Source organism: Paenibacillus sp. BR2-3 (genome assembly GCF_046529485.1).
In the GTDB taxonomy this organism is placed as follows: domain Bacteria; phylum Bacillota; class Bacilli; order Paenibacillales; family Paenibacillaceae; genus Paenibacillus_AQ.
Window position 1 is genome coordinate 942,428 of sequence record NZ_CP126311.1, and the last position, 19,752, is coordinate 962,179.

Sequence of the window (19,752 nt, forward strand, 5' to 3'; positions counted from 1 at the left end):
GGACTTTTAGACAAAAGGAGGAAACATTCATGGATTCAGTAACAAACGTGCTTGGCGGCCCGGGCAATTATCCCATTTCTGCTATCATCATCGCACAGGATGACGAAGTTCGAATATCGAATGCGATTCAGTCCTGCAGACTTTTCGCCGATGAGATTGTGGTTATCGACGGAGGGAGCAAAGACGGCACAGTGCAATTGGCTGAAAGTCTGAATTGCCGGGTGTACGTCAATCCATGGCCCGGATACGCGAAACAAAGGGAATTCGGAGTGGAACGCGCCGTCCATGATTGGGTATTCCTCATCGATACCGATGAAGTGGTCAGCGATGAGCTGGCAGCAAACATTCTTGAACATAAGCGTGGGCTAACCGACGTAACCGTTGCTTACTCCCTGTACCGAATCGGTGATTTTCTGGGCAGATGGCTGGACCGCGGAGAATATCTGGTGCGACTGTATAACCGCAGGCAGTACGGTATCCGCAACAGTCTTGTGCACGAGATGCCCGATGTCTCGGAAGAGCGGACGGTCCAGCTGGAAGGCATACTTTGGCATCAAGGCTTCCGCAGCGTAAGCGATCATGTGGCCCGTTTCAACAAATATACCGATCTTGAAGCGCAGACCGCTTTTGCCGGCGGTAAACCGTTCCGGATCAGTCATTTGCTGCTTCGTCCGCCCGCGCGGTTCCTGCAAAAGTATTTTCTGCACGGATTGTTCAAGAAGGGAATATCCGGTTTCGCCGTATCCGTGTTTTGGGTCATGTATGAATTCATGGTCGGCTTCAAGCATTACGAATTAACAAGCGCGAACAGGCTGGCGCGGCATAACGCCGAGGGTCAGGCTGAGAAGGAGAAAAAAGGAGAGAGAAGCTATGCCGTACAGTGACGGATTGAATATTATGACCACCGGCCTTAGTTGGCCTTCGTTGCAGCCAGGCGGCTTAAATACGTATTTCAAATCCGTATGCGAGCAGCTCTCCTCCCGCAACCGGGTGCATGCGCTGATTTGCAGCCAGGAGAAGCCGCTGACACCGGAAGAGCTGATTATTCATAACGCCGGTGATCCGAAGGATGCCATCTGGAAACGCAAGGATGCTTTTCAGCGCAAGGCGGCAGATTTGATGGGGAATGGAAGCGGACGGATCGACATTCTGTATTCCCACTTTGCTCCCTATGGAATCGGACCTGCAATAGAAGCGAAAAAACGCGGAATACCCGTAGTCATGACGTTTCACGGTCCCTGGAATGAAGAGATGAAGATCGAAGGCCAGGGCATCAAGCACCGGGTCAAGACAACAATAGCCAAATCCATTGAACATAAAGCCTACAAGCTGGCGGATAAGTTCATCGTACTCAGCGAAACGTTCCGCAACATGCTTCATACGCTGCACGGTGTTCCGCTCCACAAAATCATAGTGATCCCTGGCGCAGCCAATGTAGAAAGGTTCGTTCCGGCAACCAACCGTTTGGCTATCCGGAGAACCTTGAATCTTCCCGAAGGGGCAACAACCGTTCTAACGGTCCGGAGGCTGGTGAACCGGATGGGGCTGCTGCAGCTGCTTGAGGCCTGGAAGTCGGTATCCGAGCGTTTCCCAAATGCGATTCTGCTGATCGGCGGCAAAGGCCCCTTGCGCGGAGAGCTGGAGGAGAAAATTGCCGATTACGGTCTCGGCAATAAGGTAAGGCTGCTCGGCTACATTCCGGATCATGAATTGACGGCGTATTACCAGGCAGCCGACCTGTTCGTGGTTCCGTCACAAGCGCTCGAAGGCTTTGGCCTTATTACTGTAGAAGCCCTGGCTACAGGATTGCCGGTGATGGCAACACCTGTCGGAGGCAACAAAGAAATATTGCAGGGCTTCCGGCCCGAGCTGCTGTTCAAGAGTTCAGCCAGCGAAGATATGGCGGAAGGCATGATTCATATGCTCAGCAACCGGAAGCTCCTTCCGAGCCGCGATGAATGCAGGGGTCATGTGCTTGAGAAATATACGTGGCAGCATGTAGCCGACGGAGTGGAAGCCGTATTTCGTGAAACGCTTGGAAAGGATGTGGCTGCAGGATGCTAAGAGTCGCTTATATTGATCATACCGCGAAGTGGAGCGGTGGTGAGGTAGCCTTGTTCAACATCCTGACCAACATTGGAGAGCAGATTGATCCGCTGGTTATTTTGGCCGAAGAAGGAGTACTGGCCGACCGGCTCCGGGAAAAGGGCATAGACGTCCGTATTATTCCGCTGGATGAAAGTGTCCGTTCCCGCGGCCGCAACGCTGTTAATATTGGCGCTCCGGGAGCGGCCTTCAAGCTGCTGGCTTACGGCCGGAGGCTTGCTCCGCTCCTTAAGCAGGAGAACGTGGACTGCGTGCATACCAACTCCTTGAAATCAGCTTTCTACGGCGCAATTGCCGCCAAGAAAGCCGGTGTGCCGCTGATCTGGCATATCCGGGATCACATAGGCGCTCCGTACTTGAAGCCGATTGTTGCAAAAGCTATCCGGCTGCTGTCACGTCTGCTCCCGAACGGGGTTATCGCCAATTCCCATTCCACGCTAAATGCACTGGAGCTCCCGCGCTCCAAGAAAACGCTGGTTGTCTACTCGGCTTTTGCCAAAGCGATAGGCGGAGGCATTGGAAAGAGGGATCAGCGGGACTTCAACGTACTGCTTGTCGGGCGGCTGGCGCATTGGAAGGGTCAGCATATTGTGCTTGAAGCGGCGAAGAAATTCAGAGATGACGGGCGTGTGAAGTTCTGGCTGGCCGGTGACGCACTCTTTGGAGAAGAAGAGTACAAGAAAGAATTGATTCAGAAGATTGAAAAGGACGGATTAACCCATGTGAGCCTCCTTGGACACGTTGAAGACATACAAGGCTTGATGAATACAGCCGACTTATTAATACACACTTCAATTACACCTGAGCCCTTCGGCCAGGTAATCGTAGAGGGGATGGCGGCAGGACTCCCGGTGATCGCTTCGAATGAAGGCGGGCCGGTGGAAATCGTCATCCCGGGTGAGACAGGACTGCTGATACAGCCTGGAGATCCAGCCATTCTGGCGGACTCTATCACCTGGATGCTGGAACACCCTGAGGAAAGACGAACAATGGCGGACAATGGCATGAAGCGGGTGAAGGAGCATTTTGTTATCGAGAACACCGTCAGGGATATAGTCGATTACTACAAAGGCTTGCTGGCAAGCACCTGACGGATTTCCGGACAAAGGCACATGCTGCCGAAGCATGTTTAATACGATGCTGCTGCTCCATAAAACTTTGAGGATGATTCACATGAAAATTGCGATAGCGCACGATTACTTAATCCAAATGGGCGGGGCCGAACGAGTCGTGGAAGTATTCCACCATATGTATCCGGATGCTCCGATTTTCACGACGGTTTTTAACGGAAGCGGCCTGACTGACAATCTCAAAGACGCGGATATCCGGGCCTCCTGGCTGCAGAAAATTCCGGGAGTGAAGACCAATTTCAAAGGAATGCTGCCGCTATACCCCATGGCCATCCGTGATTTGGACTTTAGCGGTTATGACATCGTCCTGAGCTCCAGCAGTGCTTTTATGAAAAGCATACAGGTGCCGAGTCATACGTTTCATCTATGCTACTGCCATACTCCGATGCGGTTTGCGTGGGATTATGACACCTATATGGAACGCCAGTCCAATTCCGGTTTGTTCAAAAGATTGCTGAAGGTATACATGCAGCAGCTCAAAAATTGGGATCAGCGGACCTCCAAAAATGTGAATCAGTTCGTCGCCAACTCCTCTGTAGTGAAGACGAGGATTCAGAACTATTATCACCGGGATGCCGATGTTATTTTCCCGCCGATCAACACAGCACGCTTTACCAGCTCTACCTCCATTGGCGACTATTATCTGATTGTTTCACGGCTGGTCTCTTATAAAAGAATTGATCTGGCGGTGGAAGCCTTCAATCGAAACGGTCTTAAGCTGTACATTGTCGGTGATGGTCCGGACCGTAAGCGTCTGGAGGGGATGGCCAAAGGGAATGTATCTTTCCTGGGCAGGCTGGAGGACGAACAGGTTACAGGATTAATGGCAGAGTGCCGGGCGCTGATTTTTCCCGGAGAAGAGGATTTCGGCATTACTCCGCTGGAGGCGAATGCGGCAGGAAGACCGGTAATCGCTTATCAGGCCGGTGGCGCACTGGATACAATCATACCCTATGTCAACGGGGTGTTCTTTCAGCATCAGGAGGTTGACGATTTACTGGAAGCAATCAACGAAGTGGAGTCCTATTCCTGGGACATCGGACAAATCATCGGTCATGCCAAGAAATTTGATGAGCAGTCGTTCATGGTCCAATTCAAACAGTACGTCGAACAGGCCTACGTAAATTTTCTAAAAGGAGGATGATGGTATGAAGCTGGCAGTCATCGGCACCGGCTATGTCGGTCTTGTATCTGGCGTATGCTTTACCCTTAATGGAAATCATGTCATTTGCGTGGATAAGGATGAGGAGAAAATCAATAAGCTGAACCGGATGGAATCCCCCATCTATGAGCCGGGCATCGAGGCGTTGATTGAGGCCAATCTTCGTGAAGGGCGGTTGTCCTTCTCCTCGGATCTTAAAGCTTCGGTACGCAAATCCGAAATCATCATTCTTGCTGTAGGTACCCCTTCTTTGCCAAACGGGGAAGCGGATCTGCGGTATATCGAGGGTGCGGCGGCGGAAATTGGAAGCGCGATGGAAGGCTACAAAATTATAATGACCAAATCTACCGTCCCTGTCGGCACGAACGAGAAGATTCGCAAAATGATCGCGGAACATACGGTTCATCCTTTTGACATTGTCTCCGCACCGGAATTCCTGCGGGAAGGCTCAGCCATCAGCGATACGCTCCATCCGGACCGGATCGTGATCGGACTGGATAACCCGGAGCTTGAGCCGGTTATGCGTAAGCTTCATCAAGGGTTTACCGAGAATGTGTTCGTGACCGATATCCGCAGCGCGGAAATGATCAAATATGCTTCGAATGCCTTTCTGGCAACCAAAATCTCCTTCATTAACGAGATTGCCAACATTTGCGAAAAAGTGGGAGCCGATGTAACCGAGGTAGCTCAGGGTATGGGGATGGACCGCAGAATTGGTTCCTCATTCCTGCAGGCTGGTATCGGATACGGCGGCTCCTGCTTCCCTAAGGATACCAATGCACTGATTCAAATCGCCGGCAACGTCGATTATGAATTCAAGCTGCTGGAATCCGTCGTCGAGGTCAATAAAGGGCAGCGGTTCATGATCATCTCCAAGCTGCATGAATCCCTGGGAAGTCTGCGCGGTGCCGTAATCGGCATTTGGGGACTCGCCTTCAAACCGAATACGGACGATGTCCGCGAAGCGCCGGCACGGGAAATCGTGGAGGCTCTTGTGGCAGAGGGAGCTATCGTGAAGCTCTATGATCCGATTGCCGCCGCAAACTTCAGGAAGCAATACGATCATCCGCAGCTCCGCTGGTGCACCTTACCGGAAGAAGCCGCGAGTGGCAGTGATGCGGTGTGCCTGCTGACGGACTGGAGCCTGTTCCGGGATATTGATTTACACAAGCTGGCCCAGAACATGCGCAAGCAGATTCTGATTGACGGCCGCAACGTTTACTCCAAAGAACAAATAGAGGGCACAGGCCTCGAATACCACTCCGTCGGCCGCCCGCAAATGGGCGGACTCAGCGGTTATTCCCAAAGTGTGGCCGGCGCGGTATAGGTTTGGTGTTGGTTTAATCTCTTAATCTCTTTATGGTGTTGTTGCTTTCCGCGGCTAGTTGCCGCCGGGAAGCTTGGCACAAAGTGCCGATTCCCTAAAGCGGGGAATGGATCTTTATAAAACCCTGTTATGGCAGGGGACGAAGAGGAATTTTGGAACTGTAGAAGCGTTAGCGTTCGCCTTTATTCTCAGATTTCAACCGCGTAGGCGGTTCAAAATCAGGAAATCTGAGAATAACAGCGATCGGAAGTCCAAAATTCATCGCAGTCCCCCTCTCACATAACATCCATCTTTTATAACAAGCCATTTTTTCAGCTTTCATACATTAAGGAGGGTTCACCCATGAAACTAGTACTTTTGTCAGGCGGCTCAGGAAAACGGTTGTGGCCTTTGTCCAACGATTCACGTTCGAAGCAATTTCTCAGGGTGCTGGAAAGCCCGTTGGGTGAACCGGAGTCCATGGTACAGCGGGTATGGAGACAGCTGAAAGAGACAGGTCTTGAGCGTTCCTCTTATCTGGCAACAGGACGCGGTCAGGTGGAAATGATCCAAAGCCAACTGGGCAGCGGGGTACCGATTATCGTGGAACCGGAACGCCGGGACACCTTTCCGGCGATTGCGCTTACGGCAACCTACTTATACTCGGTGGCAGGAGTTTCACCCTCTGAGATCGTAGCGATTTTGCCGGTTGACCCTTACGTAGAATCTTCCTTCTTTGAAAGTGTTGCTAAGTTGGAGAGTACCATGGAAGACAGCGGGGCGAACCTGGCCCTTATGGGTGTGATCCCGGAGCACGCGTCGGAGAAATACGGTTACATTATTCCGACAGATGAGGCGGCTGGAGAGAATGGTTTTATGAGAGTGAGTCATTTCCAGGAAAAACCGGAACGCAAGCAGGCCGAAGAACTCATAATCCGGAATGCCTTGTGGAACTGTGGCGTGTTCGCCTTCCGCTTAGGGTATCTGCTGGATATTTTACAGCGTAAAGGGCTGCCTCTGGGCTATGAAGAAATGCAGAAGCAGTATAAACTGCTCGCATCCATCAGCTTTGATTATGAAGTGGTGGAGAAAGAGGATAACATTGTTGTCCAGCCGTACAGCGGATTCTGGAAGGATCTTGGGACATGGAATACACTGACTGAGGAAATGACCAGCAATCATGTTGGAAAAGGGTTTATCACAGCGGATTCGGAAGGTACCTGCCTGGTCAACGAATTGGATATTCCGATTACAGTTATCGGTGCGAAGGATTTGATTATTGCTGCGAGCCCTGACGGAATTCTGGTTACCCACAAGGCGGAAAGTCCACGGATCAAGGAAGTGTTGAAGTCTTTTGAGCAAAGACCGATGTACGAGGAGCGCCGCTGGGGGCATTACCGCGTAATTGATTATGTGAAATATGATGAAGGCAATGAAGTGCTGACCAAGCGGATTTTTATAGCCGAAGGCAAAAATATCAGCTACCAGCTGCACCATAAGCGCAGTGAGATCTGGACGATTGTTAGCGGAGAGGCGAGCATCGTTCTAAATGAGAAAATGCACAAGGTAAAAGCGGGCGACGTAGTACGTATCCCGGAAGGCACGAAGCATGCCATTCTGGCGCTTACAGATGTGGAGTTTATTGAGGTTCAGACCGGCTCAGAGCTGGTTGAGGAGGATAACATCCGCATTACGCTGGACTGGAATGATATCGAACTGCAGCAGTTTATTTCCTAGCACAAACTATCTATTTAAACCGATTGTTACAGCCATGAAACAGGTATTAAGAACTAATTATTAAAATATTTTCATAAATACACTAAATAAAAACTAAATAGAGTCGATATCTACGGTAAGAGGGATAAATCCTTCTAATATGACAAAGGCAAACCTATCGAAAGGTAGGGGCGCAAAGCTATAGGGCCTTTCGCAAGAGTGGCAGCCTGGCTACCGAGAGGAAGATAAATTTTGAAAGCTTACCGTACGTATCGACTGATTTGCACGTTGTTGTCTTTTGTCCTGCTTCTGACTGCCATACCGTTAGGTGTGGGCATCAAGCCCGCGATTTCGGAAGCTGCGGGAAGCTCAGGCATCCCGGTGAATCCGAATGCTTCGCCTGGAGCTGTCCAGCTGCTTAAATACCTGTCCGACATTTCCGGAAAAGGGATTATAACCGGTCAGCATGACTATCTGGAAAGTCCGGATGAATTCAGCAACAAGCTGCTGGCAACCAGCGGCAAATATGCTGCCCTTCATGGCTATGAGCTGGGTGCAATCAGCGGCCAGTCGGAGAGTACTGCTGCCTCGCAGCGGCAAAATGTAGTCAACAGCGCAATCAGCTGGTATAAAAATGGCGGCATGGTAGCAATGACATTCCATGCGAACCAGCCCGGAACAACGTATGACTGGGCCAATGTCTCCAAAAGCTTAAGTCAGGCTGATTTTGACAAATACGTAACACCAGGAACAGCGCAGTATAATAGTCTGATAACGGAACTCGATAAGGTGGCAGTATCCCTGAAAAGCTTGCGCGATGCGGGAGTACCTGTACTGTGGAGACCTTATCATGAAATGAATGGCGGCTGGTTCTGGTGGGGCAAGAAAAGTAACTTTTCAGCACTCTGGAATATTATGTACGACCGTTTTGTTAACGTTCATCAATTAAACAATCTGTTATGGGTATGGAGTCCGAATGCGCCGAATGCCTGGGCCGATCCTTATGCCCTGACTTATCCGGGTGCGGACAAAGTAGACATCCTTGCAGCTGATATATACGAAAACGACTTTAAGCAAAGCCATTATGACAGCTTGCTCAGTTTGGCCGCCGGTAAGCCGATTGCGATCGGTGAGAACGGGCAAATGCCGGACACAGAGACAATTCTCAAGACACAGCCGAAGTGGGCTTTTATGATGAACTGGGGAAAGATGCTCTATGAGAAAAATACTACAGATACGATCAAGAACTTCATGAACAACAGCTATACGATTACCCGGGATGAATATGTTACGGGGTTAATACCGTCAGCCTCGCCGGTACCGACAGTGACTCCGACAGCAACGCCTCTATTAACGGCCCAGTCTGTTGATGGATTGCGGCTTCCGGTCCAGAATGGTCTGCAGGGAGAGTACTTTCGGAATATGACCCTTACAGGCACACCTGCTCTAATCCGGGACGATACCGCTGTAAACTTTAATTGGCGGCAGGCTGCGCCGGACAGCTCCCTGGGGATTAACTACTTCTCCGTACGCTGGAGCGGTAAGATCAAGCCTCTGTATAGCGAGACCTATCAGATTTATACATCATCCGATGATGGCATACGTGTATGGATTGACGGGAAGTCCGTGATTGACAGTTGGACCAAGCAGAGCGGAACCGAGCGTACCGGAAGCATCGATTTGAAGGCCGGCCAGTTGTACGATATCAAAGTGGAATATTATGAGAACGAAGGCGATGCCAGGGTTAGCCTGATGTGGCAGAGTCCGACTCAGGTCAAAGCAACCGTTCCTTCCAGCGCATTATTTATTGGGGCATCCGCCTTCACTGAAATAACAATACCAACAGCAACAGCAACAGCAACACCGACACCGACACCAACACCAACACCAACGCCAACGCCTGCACCCACTGCAACAGCAGCGGTAACTGTCAATCAACAGTCTATAGCAACACCGTCACCGGTATCGGCCAATGGCCTGCGAGGGGAATATTTTAAAAACATGCAGCTCTCAGGTACACCGGCACTTGTACGCAACGATGCCGCTCTTGACTTTAACTGGCGTCTGTTGTCGCCTGATACTGCAATCGGTATTGATTTCTTCTCCGTTCGCTGGAGCGGCAAGATCAAGCCTCTTTACAGTGAAACCTACCAGATTTACACGAATTCAGATGATGGCATCCGTGTCTGGATCGACGGCAAGTCAGTTATTGACAGCTGGGTGAAGCAAAGTGGAACCGAGCGCCAGGGTAGCATCACCCTTAATGCAGGACAGCTCTATGATATCCGAGTAGAGTATTACGAGAATCAGGGAGACGCCAGAGTACGACTGATGTGGGGAAGTCCGAGTCAACTGAAGGGGACTGTGCCTTCAAGTGCGCTTTTTCTACCCGATGCTGTCTGAGTGAGGATACTAAAGCCTTTATAATCATCGACGCACCGGGTACTTTTGCTAAGAAGTAAAGATGTTCTTTTCAGTCGATCCTAGGCCGGCCCTGCTCTTTTGCAGGGCTACTTGGCTATAGTCACCATTTGGCGGATCGGTTGCTTATCCTGAGCGGAAAGGTCGCCCCCCACAGGTCCGTGACGGCAGCCTGGCTACCGAAAGGAAGATTACTTTGAACACTTACCGCAAGTTCCGATTGTATAGTACTATGCTGCCTTTCATTATGATTTTGTCCCTTGTTCCTTGGACGGAGGCCCGCAGTATACCTGCAATTCAAACAAACCTGTCTCCTGTTAATCCTTCTGCTTCCAAAGAGGCCCGGGAGCTGCTGGAGAATTTAGTTGAGCTTAGCGGCAAGGGTATGATATCCGGACAGCATGATTATCTGGAGGAGCCCGATGAATTTAATAACGAGCTTAAGAATTCCACCGGTCAATATGCCGTATTGCACGGCTATGAATTAGGCGCGATCAACAATCAGTCTAAGAAAACGATAGCCCGGCAGCGTCAAGCCGTCGTGGACAGCGCAATAGACTGGTATAAAAATGGCGGAATTGTAGCGATGACCTTTCACCAAAGTCTGCCGGGTTCGTCACCGGACTGGTCCCATGTTTCCATGAGTCTGGATCAGGGTAAATTCAATGCATATGTGACTCCTGGGACACCGCAATACAAAAGTCTGATCGCTGATCTGGATGAGGCAGCGTCCTATCTGGGACAGCTGCGTGATGCAGGGGTTCCGGTCATTTGGAGGCCCTATCATGAAATGAACGGCGGATGGTTCTGGTGGGGAAAAAAGAGTAATTTCAAGGCGCTCTGGAATATCATGTACGACCGTTTTGTGAATACACACCAGCTGGATAATCTGCTGTGGGCGTGGAATCCGAATGCGCCCAATGAATGGTCCGACCCTTATTTACCGTATTATCCGGGGACAGACAAGGTAGATATACTGGCTGCTGATATTTACAATAACGATTACAATCAAATTTATTATGACAGCTTATTGGAGCTGGCGGATGGAAAGCCGATAGGCATCGGTGAGAGCGGGGAGCTTCCGGACCCGGAGCTAATGGCGAATAAGCAGAAGAAATGGGTATATATGATGACCTGGGGGAAAATGCTGACTGAAAACAACAGCACCCAAAAAATCAAAAGCTTTATGGATGACAATTATACGATGACCAGAGAGGATAGGGTTCGCGCCCTGGAAATCGAGGTGAATACGAATGTTTTTTCCCGCAACAGCCTGAAAGGTGAATATTTTAATAATGCAAACCTGACAGGAAAGCCAGCTCTGAGCCGTAATGACAACAAGATTGATTTTAACTGGCGCGGAGGGTCACCGGTTTCGGTTATTGGCAAGGACTCATTCTCGGTACGCTGGAAGGGTAAAATCAAGCCGCAATACAGTGAGAAATATACGTTTTCCGCTTCTTCCGATGACGGTGTTCGGGTATGGGTAGGCGGCAAGCTTCTTATTGACAGCTGGAAGAAACAAAGCGGTGTGACCCGTGAAGGAAGCATTACTCTTACCGCAGGAACTCTCTATGATATAAAAGTTGAGTATTTTGAGAACCATGGCGATGCAAGCATTCGTTTGAGGTGGGAGAGCCCGAATCAGAAGGAGACAGTCATTCCTCAAAGCGCTCTGTTCTTTCCCCAATGAAAGGGCGATTTAATGCCAGACATTCCGGAAGATTGGGAGGGCTAGGAAATGAAAGATTCGAAAACCAGTAGAACCATACTTTTAATATTAAAATTGACAGCAATGACGATCTTGTTTCTGCTGTGCACCTCACTCTTCGGGTCGGAAGGAGCAGAGGATGGTGTCATGGAGGTTGATATGACCAAGCTGTCCTCAGCCGATGTTACGGCATCGATCATGCCGGCGGGAACAGTCCTGTGGAAGCTCGGCAAGCATGACGGATCAGCACGTGAGTTTGTAGCGGCGGATTCATCCCGTGCTAAAGAGGCAATTGACATCAGTTCTACCGCTAATAAAACCACTGCTGCGGGGAGCCTTCCCACAGGCCTGAACGGTACTTCCAATCCCGAGCTGCGCATTTCGTACTCATTAGACAAGATCCCGGCTAACGGGGTCTTATTTCGCGTAAGTATCCTGGACGCCTACAAATCCGTTCCGCAGATGAGTGTATTTTCGAATAAACAACTATCTGGTATGATTCAAATCGCCGGTGTATCGGGCACGAATAATGACTATACCTTTCAGAAGACGTATGAACTATACATCCCCAAGGAACAGCTGAAAACCGGAACGAACGAGCTTAAGCTGCAAACGGCCAGATGTCTGTACTGCTCTTCCGCGGAGGACAAATATATATGGTGGACCTGGGATAATCTCAGTCTCGAATCGCTGAATGCCCCTGCTACTGAGCCTATCCATGGCAGTTATACCTTAACGGGAACAATGGTGAACAACAAACAGTTTTATTTTGATGAAGGTGCAGTTACGCATCTGCCTTATATTCTGAAATGGCTTGGCATTGCCTATAGCGGCAATATCATGCGGACCAGCTGTCCCAGCGATGTAGGAAGGTCCTGCTCCAATATGGGGGACTACTACAAAGCGCTGAAGGATTATAATATGCAGGCTGTCGCCCTGTATCTCTATACCGGCAATATCAAACTGAAAAGTGACGGGTCACTGCCGGATGATGCGGCAAAAAAGCTGACCGACTACTTCCGCAGCTACAGCCCGTACTTCCAGTTTTACGAAGTAGATAATGAGCCGGGCCTGTTTAACCGGTCCAAGGCGGTCAATCTGGCGATTGCAGACTGGCTAAATAAGGAGGGTAAAACCATTGCGCCGCATTTGCAAACCGTTGCCCCGGGTTGGGCCTACTGGCCGGGCTTTAATGAGCGTACCTGCGGTAACCAGAAGGGGGCGGTTCGTCAGTGCGGTGACCCCGATGGTTGGGAGCGTGATCCTGAGCAGCGGCTGGAGCTGGAGAAGGTCACGGATTTAACCAATGGACATTCCTATGGGGAATCGTATATTTTCTCCAATGGGGGAAGCTTTACGGAGAACCTGAAGACGTTCGGAGGCGCAGCGGAAGGCCTGAAGAAAAAAATGCTGACCACCGAATTCGGCACCTCCGACAGTCATACCGATGCCCCGCAGTATGGTGCAACGGAGCGAAAGGCAGCTGTATTCGACCGGATCATGCGCGCGCATATCGGATATGCCGATATGTTTGTGCAGCATGCCGCTTTTTTCAAGGAATTCAGCTTGTTTAAATACGGCTTTAATCTGGAAGAGCATGATCCGGCCACCACGGAGATTTTTTATACCTCTGCATCGGAGGATTCACGCGTAAGTATCATGAGGAGATTAAGTCTGGCTTATGCTACGCACGGTGCACCGCTCACTTACCAGATTTCGAACAAGGATGCCCTTGCCGATAAGCTGGTATATGTCCGGGCGGTCGATACGTCAAAACTTGCGCCGCTGGCAGGTACCGGAGCAACCTCGAACAAAGTACTGGTCAATTTCGTCAACTTTGAAAATACCGTTCAAACCGTGTCCGTTAACATCACCATGCCGAAGAAAACGATATATGAAGGCGAACGTTTTGGAAACGGGGATACGTATAAAGAAGCGCGCAGCTATGTAACCGGCAAGAACGCCGGTCCGGGAATGGCATTTACGGAGACTTTGGCACCGGGAGAGGCTGTACAGTATATTTTGCAGCCCTCCCAGGAAGTGAAGGCTGCTGCGCCTCAAGGGCTGCAGGCCTCGGCCGTAAAAGGGCCGGGTGTCCGTTTAACCTGGCTGGAAGCCCCTGGAGCAAGCTATGAAGTGCTCCGGGATAACGGTTCAGGGGGAGAAATGAATGTGATCGCCTCCAAAGTGCAGGAAACGGAGTACACCGACCGGAATTTGCATGAAGGTACCTTGTATACGTATGCAGTAAGAGTCACAGGCTCTCCCGTTATGTCAAAAACATTAAAGATTACCGCCACCGGACTGGTTCCACTGGATCGGACGGCTTGGAAAGTATCCTCCAATGTGAACACGAAGGCCTCGGACCCCAAGAGTGCCATTGACGGTGACCGGCGTACCCGTTGGGATACAGGTAAGCACCAGGCTTCAGGTGAGGCTTACCAGGTTGATCTGGGAAGTCCCCACACCATAGAATTAATTAATCTGGACAGTACGCTATCCGCGTTTGACTATCCCAGAGGATATGAGCTTTACGTATCGGATGACTCGGATAACTGGAGGCTTATTGCTTCCGGCAGAGGCCGGAAAGAGATAACCTCGATACAATTTCCGCCATTACAAACCCGATATGTGAAGATTGTACAGACCAGCTCCGGAGGCAACTATTGGTCCATTCAGGAGCTCCACATTTACTCCAGGGAATAATTGATTTTTATTCAGCCTCGGTGCAGTATAGCTGCCCCGAGGTTTTTTGCTTTTCCCGCTAAAGACCCGGCAAGGGGCTGTCTGATCGTATAATCCTATGTCTCAGTGCAATACTATTTTGGGTAATAACCGTAATTAAGGAAGGGGTGAAGAATACGATGACCCATCTTGCAGATAATATTATTTTATTACTGGCCGCACTTTTACTGATTGGTGTTCTCTCAACCAAGTTTTCCGCCCGGTTCGGCATGCCTGCACTTGTGCTTTTTATAGCCGCAGGTATGGTTCTCAGCCATTTTGTCTATTTTAACAATGCATCGTTAACGCAAATAGCCGGTATTTTCGCCCTGATTGTAATCCTGTTCGAGGGGGGGATGCAGACGCACATGAAGGATATCCGGCCCGTTATTCTTCCGGCTTTATCCTTGTCTACGATCGGTGTGCTGCTGACCACAGGGATTGTAGGCGTATTCGCGAAGCTTATTCTTGATGTGCCTTGGGCGGAAAGCCTGTTGTTCGGAGCTATAGTCGGTTCAACGGATGCAGCGGCCGTATTCTCTGTACTTGGGGGTAAAAATATTGATAAACGCCTTACCTCTACCCTGGAGGCGGAATCCGGCAGCAACGATCCTATGGCTGTCTTCCTTACAGTCTCTCTGATCGAGTGGATTCAGCATCCGAATACGGCTCTGTGGAGCTTAATAGCATCCTTTGTATGGGAGATGGGCATAGGGCTGCTGCTGGGGCTTGTGCTGGGTAAGCTCGCTGTGTATCTCATTAATAAAATCAATTTGGATTCCTCCGGTCTTTATCCCGTCATGGCCATAGGCTTCGCGGTGTTAACCTATGGTTTAGCCGCCCAAACGCACAGCAGCGGTCTGCTTGCCGTGTATGTTTTGGGCCTTGTCATGGGTAATTCTGAGCTTACTTATCACCGTACCATTATGAATTTCAATCACGGCTTTGCCTGGATGATGCAGATTGCCATGTTTATCCTGCTCGGTCTGCTTGTTTTTCCCCAGGAGCTGGCGAATATTGCCTGGGAGGGGCTTCTGCTGTCGGTTATTCTAATGGTGGTTGCCAGACCGGCAGGAGTTTATATAAGTCTGTTTTTTGCCAAATTTTCATTCCGTGAAAAGACACTGATCTCCTGGGCAGGTCTGCGCGGAGCGGTTCCGATTGTGCTGGCTACCTATCCGCTGCTGGCCGGGCTTGATCAGGGTCGGCTTTTTTTCAATGTCGTATTCTTTGTCGTACTAACCTCGGCGGTGATTCAGGGAACAACGATTTCTCCGCTGGCTTCCCGGTTAAAGCTCGTGGGAAAAGAAGGGCCCGCGCTGTCTCTTATGGAGCTGGTCGCTCTCGGCAAAACAAATTCGGAATTCAATCATATTCGAATTGAAGAGCATATGCCGATTGCGGGCAAGCAAATTTCCAGCCTGAATCTGCCTGATGATATTTTGTTCACCGCGATTATACGTAATAACCACATTGTTGCCCCGCACGGTAGTACGGTGATTACACCGGGCGATATTTTGTACGTCCTTTGTCCGAAAACGAAGCGGGAAGAGACGCAGGCGCTATTCAGGAACGAACCGGGGAGGGCGGCGCAGAGTCAGTCCTTGGGCTAAAGGTGTGATACACATAACATTCACACCAGGGAATGCTGTGCTAAAATCTACAGCAACAAAATTCAGAGATCAGATTGCAGGAAAAGTAGATTTGTGTTACATTGTATATAGATTTGGAATAAGTCTAAATACACTAACAAATATATGATTTATAGGAGGTTTTATTAATGACTACACAATTGAAAAGTGAGACCGAACTGCAAGCTGCGTTGAACCGCCAGACCGCGAATTGGACCGTATTGGGTGTAAAGCTGCATCATTACCATTGGTATGTGAGCGGTTCGCAATTCTTCACACTGCATGCTAAATTTGAAGAGCTTTATAATGAAGCTGCCGGTTATGTGGACGAGTTGGCAGAGCGCTTGCTTGCTATTGGTGGACAACCAGCCTCCACAATGAAGCAGTACTTGGCCCTCTCCGAGCTGCAGGAAGGACGCGGCGGTGAGGATGCCAAGGAAATGGTGAGTCAGCTGGTTAAAGACTTCACTACCGTAGCGGAAGAGCTGAAGGCTGCGATTGCCCAAGCAGAAGAGCAGAGCGACCAGCCGACTGCCGACCTGCTGATCGGTATCCGAACCAGTGTGGAGAAGCATTCCTGGATGCTGAATGCTTACCTCGGCTAAGAAGATTTAAGTCCGGAGGTATAAAACCCTCGATAAACAAAACTCAGGGGCCGGTTAGGAGTCATAAACAGACTCCTAACCGGCCCCTGTATGTTTTTGGGTATGCATTAAGACTTACTTAATGAACACCCCGCCAAAGGGCAGGACTTCCCGCAGAAACCGCTTGATGATTCCGTCGCTATCATTGGTATCCCGCTCAAACCGTCGATTTTGCCGCCCGGCCTGAAACAGTACGGGACCCTTTCCTGTCATTTTCCAGTGATAGCTCATATGTTGGCTGGCCAGGTGATTGCCGTACACGGTGAGCTCCAGCTTCGCATTCTCCGGATAGGCAATAACACTGCCTGCATCTACATACAGCGGATCGAGCGGATCGAGTGCTGCCTCGGACACCGTCCCTTCCGTAAGGATGCCGATACTGCCCTTGCCGGAGAATTTAACCTTCACGACATCCCTTGTGACAAACATATTCTTCATACTCAGCACCCGTGTCTGCATCTCGACACCCTTGCTGTAATAGAATAAATGCCTGAAATCATAGAGAAGGTCGCTTTTCCCGTCAAGCTGCAAGGTTTTGATTCTATACCCTGGGGGGAGCGCAGCGACAAACCGGCAGGGCCCCGACATCTCTGCCCGGATCAGCTTACGCTTGCGGTACATCCCCTTCACATCCATAAATCTGTCCGCCCGCCCCGAAGAAGGGCCTTGATAGGCAATAATCTGCTGCGGATGCAGCACGTAGATCTCTTCATTCTCCAAGATCGTGAAGGCCAGTGCCTGTCCGCTACCGTTGCCGCCTATATCCTGGACATCAACATTCACTATTTAACCCCCTGTTCTTTTGACCCTAGTCTCTTACCGCCAAGCTTTTCGGTTAACGCAGCCGGTCTCCTTTACTGGAGCGGTGGCGCATGCGGAAGCGGATCAAACGTATTAGAATAAAATAGCAGAGAATAAGGCCGGCTCCCGTCAATATGGTGATCTTGATTCTATGCAAATAGTTCTCCCGGGCAATGCGGTCGTCCTTTAGCTGATCGACAACCTGTGTCAGTTGACGGTTTTGTTCCATGAGGGCTGCGTTCTGGGTACGGTAGCTCTCCATATCTTCTATGGTTTGTCCCAATTGATCTTTGGTGGCTCCAAGCTCATTTTTCGTTTTCTCGAGTTCTTCCACGGTCTGTTCATAGCTCTCCTGCAATTGGTTTACCTCACCTGGAAGCTCCGAGAACTGCTGCAGACCCTCATATAAATCACTGAAATAATTCGCTTGTGCAGCAGGGACCTTAAGAGCGGCTGACAACGCAAGCAGGAAGAGGATTGACAACAGCAGCCGGGTCAAACGGCTAAATGGTAGTTTCATCTATATTCACCGCCTGATGTATACTGATATTGCTTATATTTTAACATAGCATGACAACGTCCGACAGATAACGGTAAAAGTTGCTGTCTTTGAGAAGTAGTGCTGCTTATCGTATACTTTGACGGAAAGGAGATGAATAATCATGAGCAAATGGCTCAAAACCATACTGTTTTTGGCCGGGTCGGCTTTTTTGACCAGACTGATCCCTTTTTCCTCCCTGTTTCGTAATCTGGATACCATGATCCATGAGTTCGGTCACGCTTTGGTTACACTGCTGTTATCGGGGAGAGTGCTGAGAATTGAATTATATGCAAATCATAGCGGCGTGACCTACTCGGCAATCCAGGCTGGAGGGAAAGCGATAGGGGTATCCTTAGCCGGTTATCCGGCAGCGTCTTTATTTGCCCTGCTAATTTTTTATCTATATGCCAAGGGAAGGCGGAATTGGGGGCTGCTGCTCATAAGCGGGATTGCGTTGATTATGCTGCTGCTGTATGTGCGGGGTGGGTTTGGCGTACTTTGGTTAAGCGGATTCATTTTGTTGAATATCATCATGGTGCTGGCCGGTAAAGGAGTGCAAAAGTTTTATTATCTGCTCCTGGCATTTCTGACGCTGGAAGAGTCGGTTCTTGGGCCACTGTTTTTGGTAACGGCGTCTCTATTTTCCCCTTCAGGTGCAGGGGATGCCGGTAATTTGGCCCGGCTCACGCCGCTGCCTGCTTTATTATGGGCATTACTATTCTTGGCCTTCTCTTTACTATGTGCCAAACGGGCCATTGGATTTTTTCTTCAGCATTCCCGGACACGATATTTTTCGGCAAAATCAGACAAAAAACAGGTTCAATAACCATCTGTTTGCATTGTCTGTGATATTTTATCTAAGAGCAGCACACTTTTTTGGTGGGTTGGCTCTTTTTTTGTCGATATTATCAAAGCGAACATATATTCCATGACAAGGAGTTGTCCACCATTATTGGTACATTATTTATAAGACCCAAAAAAAGAAAGAGGTGGAAATATGCAAGCAAGTATTCAACCGTTTTTTACATGGAGCAAGGATCATATTTTTGCCGGTGGAGCGCAAAACATTGTTTTGCTTATTGAATGGCGCGGCGTTTCTACACCGGAAGCCGGACGAAAAAGAAACCATAAAGTAGCTGCACGCAATATTGAGCTGCGGATCTGGCTTGAGTCGCACGTATTCCTGACCGGGCTGCACGGCTGCCAGGCTAAACCGGGTGATGAACGGTCGTTTCTGCTCCAGCTTGGCAAAATCCACTCGGGACAAAGAAAATATATCGCTCTGGAATTCACCCTGAAAGCTGCACCTTCGGGCACACATGATGCAGTCTGGCTGCAGTGGCTTTATAAACAGCCGCCCGGTGAGCGTATCCGTGAGCTTCCCGTCCAAAAATTAAGTCTTGAATACAGCCATCATACCGGAGTATTGCAGGAATCCTGCTGCTTCCATGTAGAAAAGCATTTGGAGCTGCTGAAAATGGAAGCTACTTTTGAAGAGGCGGCGCTGCTCAGCAGCCAGGGTCAGCAGAACAAGGCCCGGGATTTAATGACCCGCCAGGCTGATAAACTGCTGCTTCTGGCTGCACGTTCCGGGGATATGCTGCTGCTGAGAGAAGCTGAAAATATGTACAGAAAGAGTGCCTTGGAGTCCATGCCCATACATAAATTAACAGAAGAGCAAGATATGATCCTGGCTGCTTGTGATGTGCACAAATGAAACAAGGCCGATACATACATGACCTTATCCCTATTCTAGGAAAAGGAAGGTAACGAAGAATGTAAGATAATATTGTGGAAATATAGTAAAATAGTTCTATCTGGAGTTCGAATATGCGAACTACATTCTTAGTTATAGATAC

General features: G+C 49.6%; 15 protein-coding genes and 1 riboswitch. Of the genes, 13 read left to right on the top strand and 2 right to left on the bottom strand.

The window, feature by feature from the left end; genetic code table 11:
• The first annotated feature begins 29 nt into the window (after positions 1-29).
• The 11 genes from PaeBR_RS04475 to PaeBR_RS04525 all read left to right on the top strand — a co-directional run bounded on the left by PaeBR_RS04475 (position 30) and on the right by PaeBR_RS04525 (position 16,512).
• Entirely contained in the window at positions 30-884 is an 855-nt protein-coding gene (locus PaeBR_RS04475) for a glycosyltransferase family 2 protein (RefSeq protein WP_410513691.1), read from the top strand.
• Complete coding sequence (locus PaeBR_RS04480) at positions 871-2,064, top strand: glycosyltransferase family 4 protein (RefSeq protein ID WP_410513692.1); 1,194 nt, start codon at positions 871-873, stop codon at positions 2,062-2,064. Before PaeBR_RS04475 ends, PaeBR_RS04480 begins: the two co-directional genes overlap by 14 nt.
• Positions 2,058-3,197: a glycosyltransferase family 4 protein gene (locus PaeBR_RS04485; protein ID WP_410513693.1), complete on the top strand. Its 1,140-nt coding sequence runs from the start codon at positions 2,058-2,060 to the stop codon at positions 3,195-3,197. The genes PaeBR_RS04480 and PaeBR_RS04485 overlap by 7 nt, the downstream gene beginning before the upstream one ends.
• A gap of 82 nt (positions 3,198-3,279) precedes the next feature.
• Positions 3,280-4,380, top strand: coding sequence for a glycosyltransferase (locus PaeBR_RS04490; protein WP_410513694.1), 1,101 nt, complete (start codon positions 3,280-3,282; stop codon positions 4,378-4,380).
• A 4-nt stretch (positions 4,381-4,384) separates the two neighbouring features.
• Entirely contained in the window at positions 4,385-5,725 is a 1,341-nt protein-coding gene (locus PaeBR_RS04495) for a UDP-glucose dehydrogenase family protein (RefSeq protein ID WP_410513695.1), read from the top strand.
• Positions 5,726-6,067: 342 nt separating this feature from the next.
• Positions 6,068-7,441, top strand: a complete 1,374-nt coding sequence (locus PaeBR_RS04500; RefSeq protein WP_410513696.1) for a sugar phosphate nucleotidyltransferase — start codon at positions 6,068-6,070, stop codon at positions 7,439-7,441.
• A gap of 137 nt (positions 7,442-7,578) precedes the next feature.
• Positions 7,579-7,659: riboswitch (cyclic di-GMP riboswitch) on the top strand.
• Positions 7,660-7,672: 13 nt separating this feature from the next.
• Positions 7,673-9,823: a PA14 domain-containing protein gene (locus tag PaeBR_RS04505; protein WP_410513697.1), complete on the top strand. Its 2,151-nt coding sequence runs from the start codon at positions 7,673-7,675 to the stop codon at positions 9,821-9,823.
• A gap of 238 nt (positions 9,824-10,061) precedes the next feature.
• Positions 10,062-11,534 (top strand): glycosyl hydrolase, encoded by a 1,473-nt coding sequence (locus PaeBR_RS04510; RefSeq protein WP_410513698.1) that lies wholly within the window; start codon positions 10,062-10,064, stop codon positions 11,532-11,534.
• 48 nt (positions 11,535-11,582) lie between these two features.
• On the top strand, positions 11,583-14,258 hold the full coding sequence (locus PaeBR_RS04515) for a discoidin domain-containing protein (protein WP_410513699.1): 2,676 nt from the start codon (positions 11,583-11,585) through the stop codon (positions 14,256-14,258).
• A gap of 158 nt (positions 14,259-14,416) precedes the next feature.
• Positions 14,417-15,889, top strand: coding sequence for a potassium/proton antiporter (locus tag PaeBR_RS04520; RefSeq protein WP_410513700.1), 1,473 nt, complete (start codon positions 14,417-14,419; stop codon positions 15,887-15,889).
• Between the two features lie 167 nt (positions 15,890-16,056).
• Positions 16,057-16,512 (top strand): Dps family protein, encoded by a 456-nt coding sequence (locus tag PaeBR_RS04525; protein ID WP_410513701.1) that lies wholly within the window; start codon positions 16,057-16,059, stop codon positions 16,510-16,512.
• A 114-nt stretch (positions 16,513-16,626) separates the two neighbouring features.
• Here PaeBR_RS04525 and PaeBR_RS04530 read toward each other — a convergent pair whose 3' ends face one another.
• Both PaeBR_RS04530 and PaeBR_RS04535 read right to left on the bottom strand, forming a co-directional pair.
• Positions 16,627-17,334 (bottom strand): AIM24 family protein, encoded by a 708-nt coding sequence (locus tag PaeBR_RS04530; protein WP_410513702.1) that lies wholly within the window; start codon positions 17,332-17,334, stop codon positions 16,627-16,629.
• A 52-nt stretch (positions 17,335-17,386) separates the two neighbouring features.
• Positions 17,387-17,872: a hypothetical protein gene (locus PaeBR_RS04535; protein WP_410513703.1), complete on the bottom strand. Its 486-nt coding sequence runs from the start codon at positions 17,870-17,872 to the stop codon at positions 17,387-17,389.
• Between the two features lie 142 nt (positions 17,873-18,014).
• On the opposite strand from PaeBR_RS04535, the gene PaeBR_RS04540 reads away from it, so the two are divergent.
• Both PaeBR_RS04540 and PaeBR_RS04545 read left to right on the top strand, forming a co-directional pair.
• Entirely contained in the window at positions 18,015-18,719 is a 705-nt protein-coding gene (locus PaeBR_RS04540) for a M50 family metallopeptidase (protein WP_410513704.1), read from the top strand.
• A gap of 171 nt (positions 18,720-18,890) precedes the next feature.
• Complete coding sequence (locus PaeBR_RS04545; RefSeq protein ID WP_410513705.1) at positions 18,891-19,610, top strand: hypothetical protein; 720 nt, start codon at positions 18,891-18,893, stop codon at positions 19,608-19,610.
• Positions 19,611-19,752 lie beyond the last annotated feature (142 nt).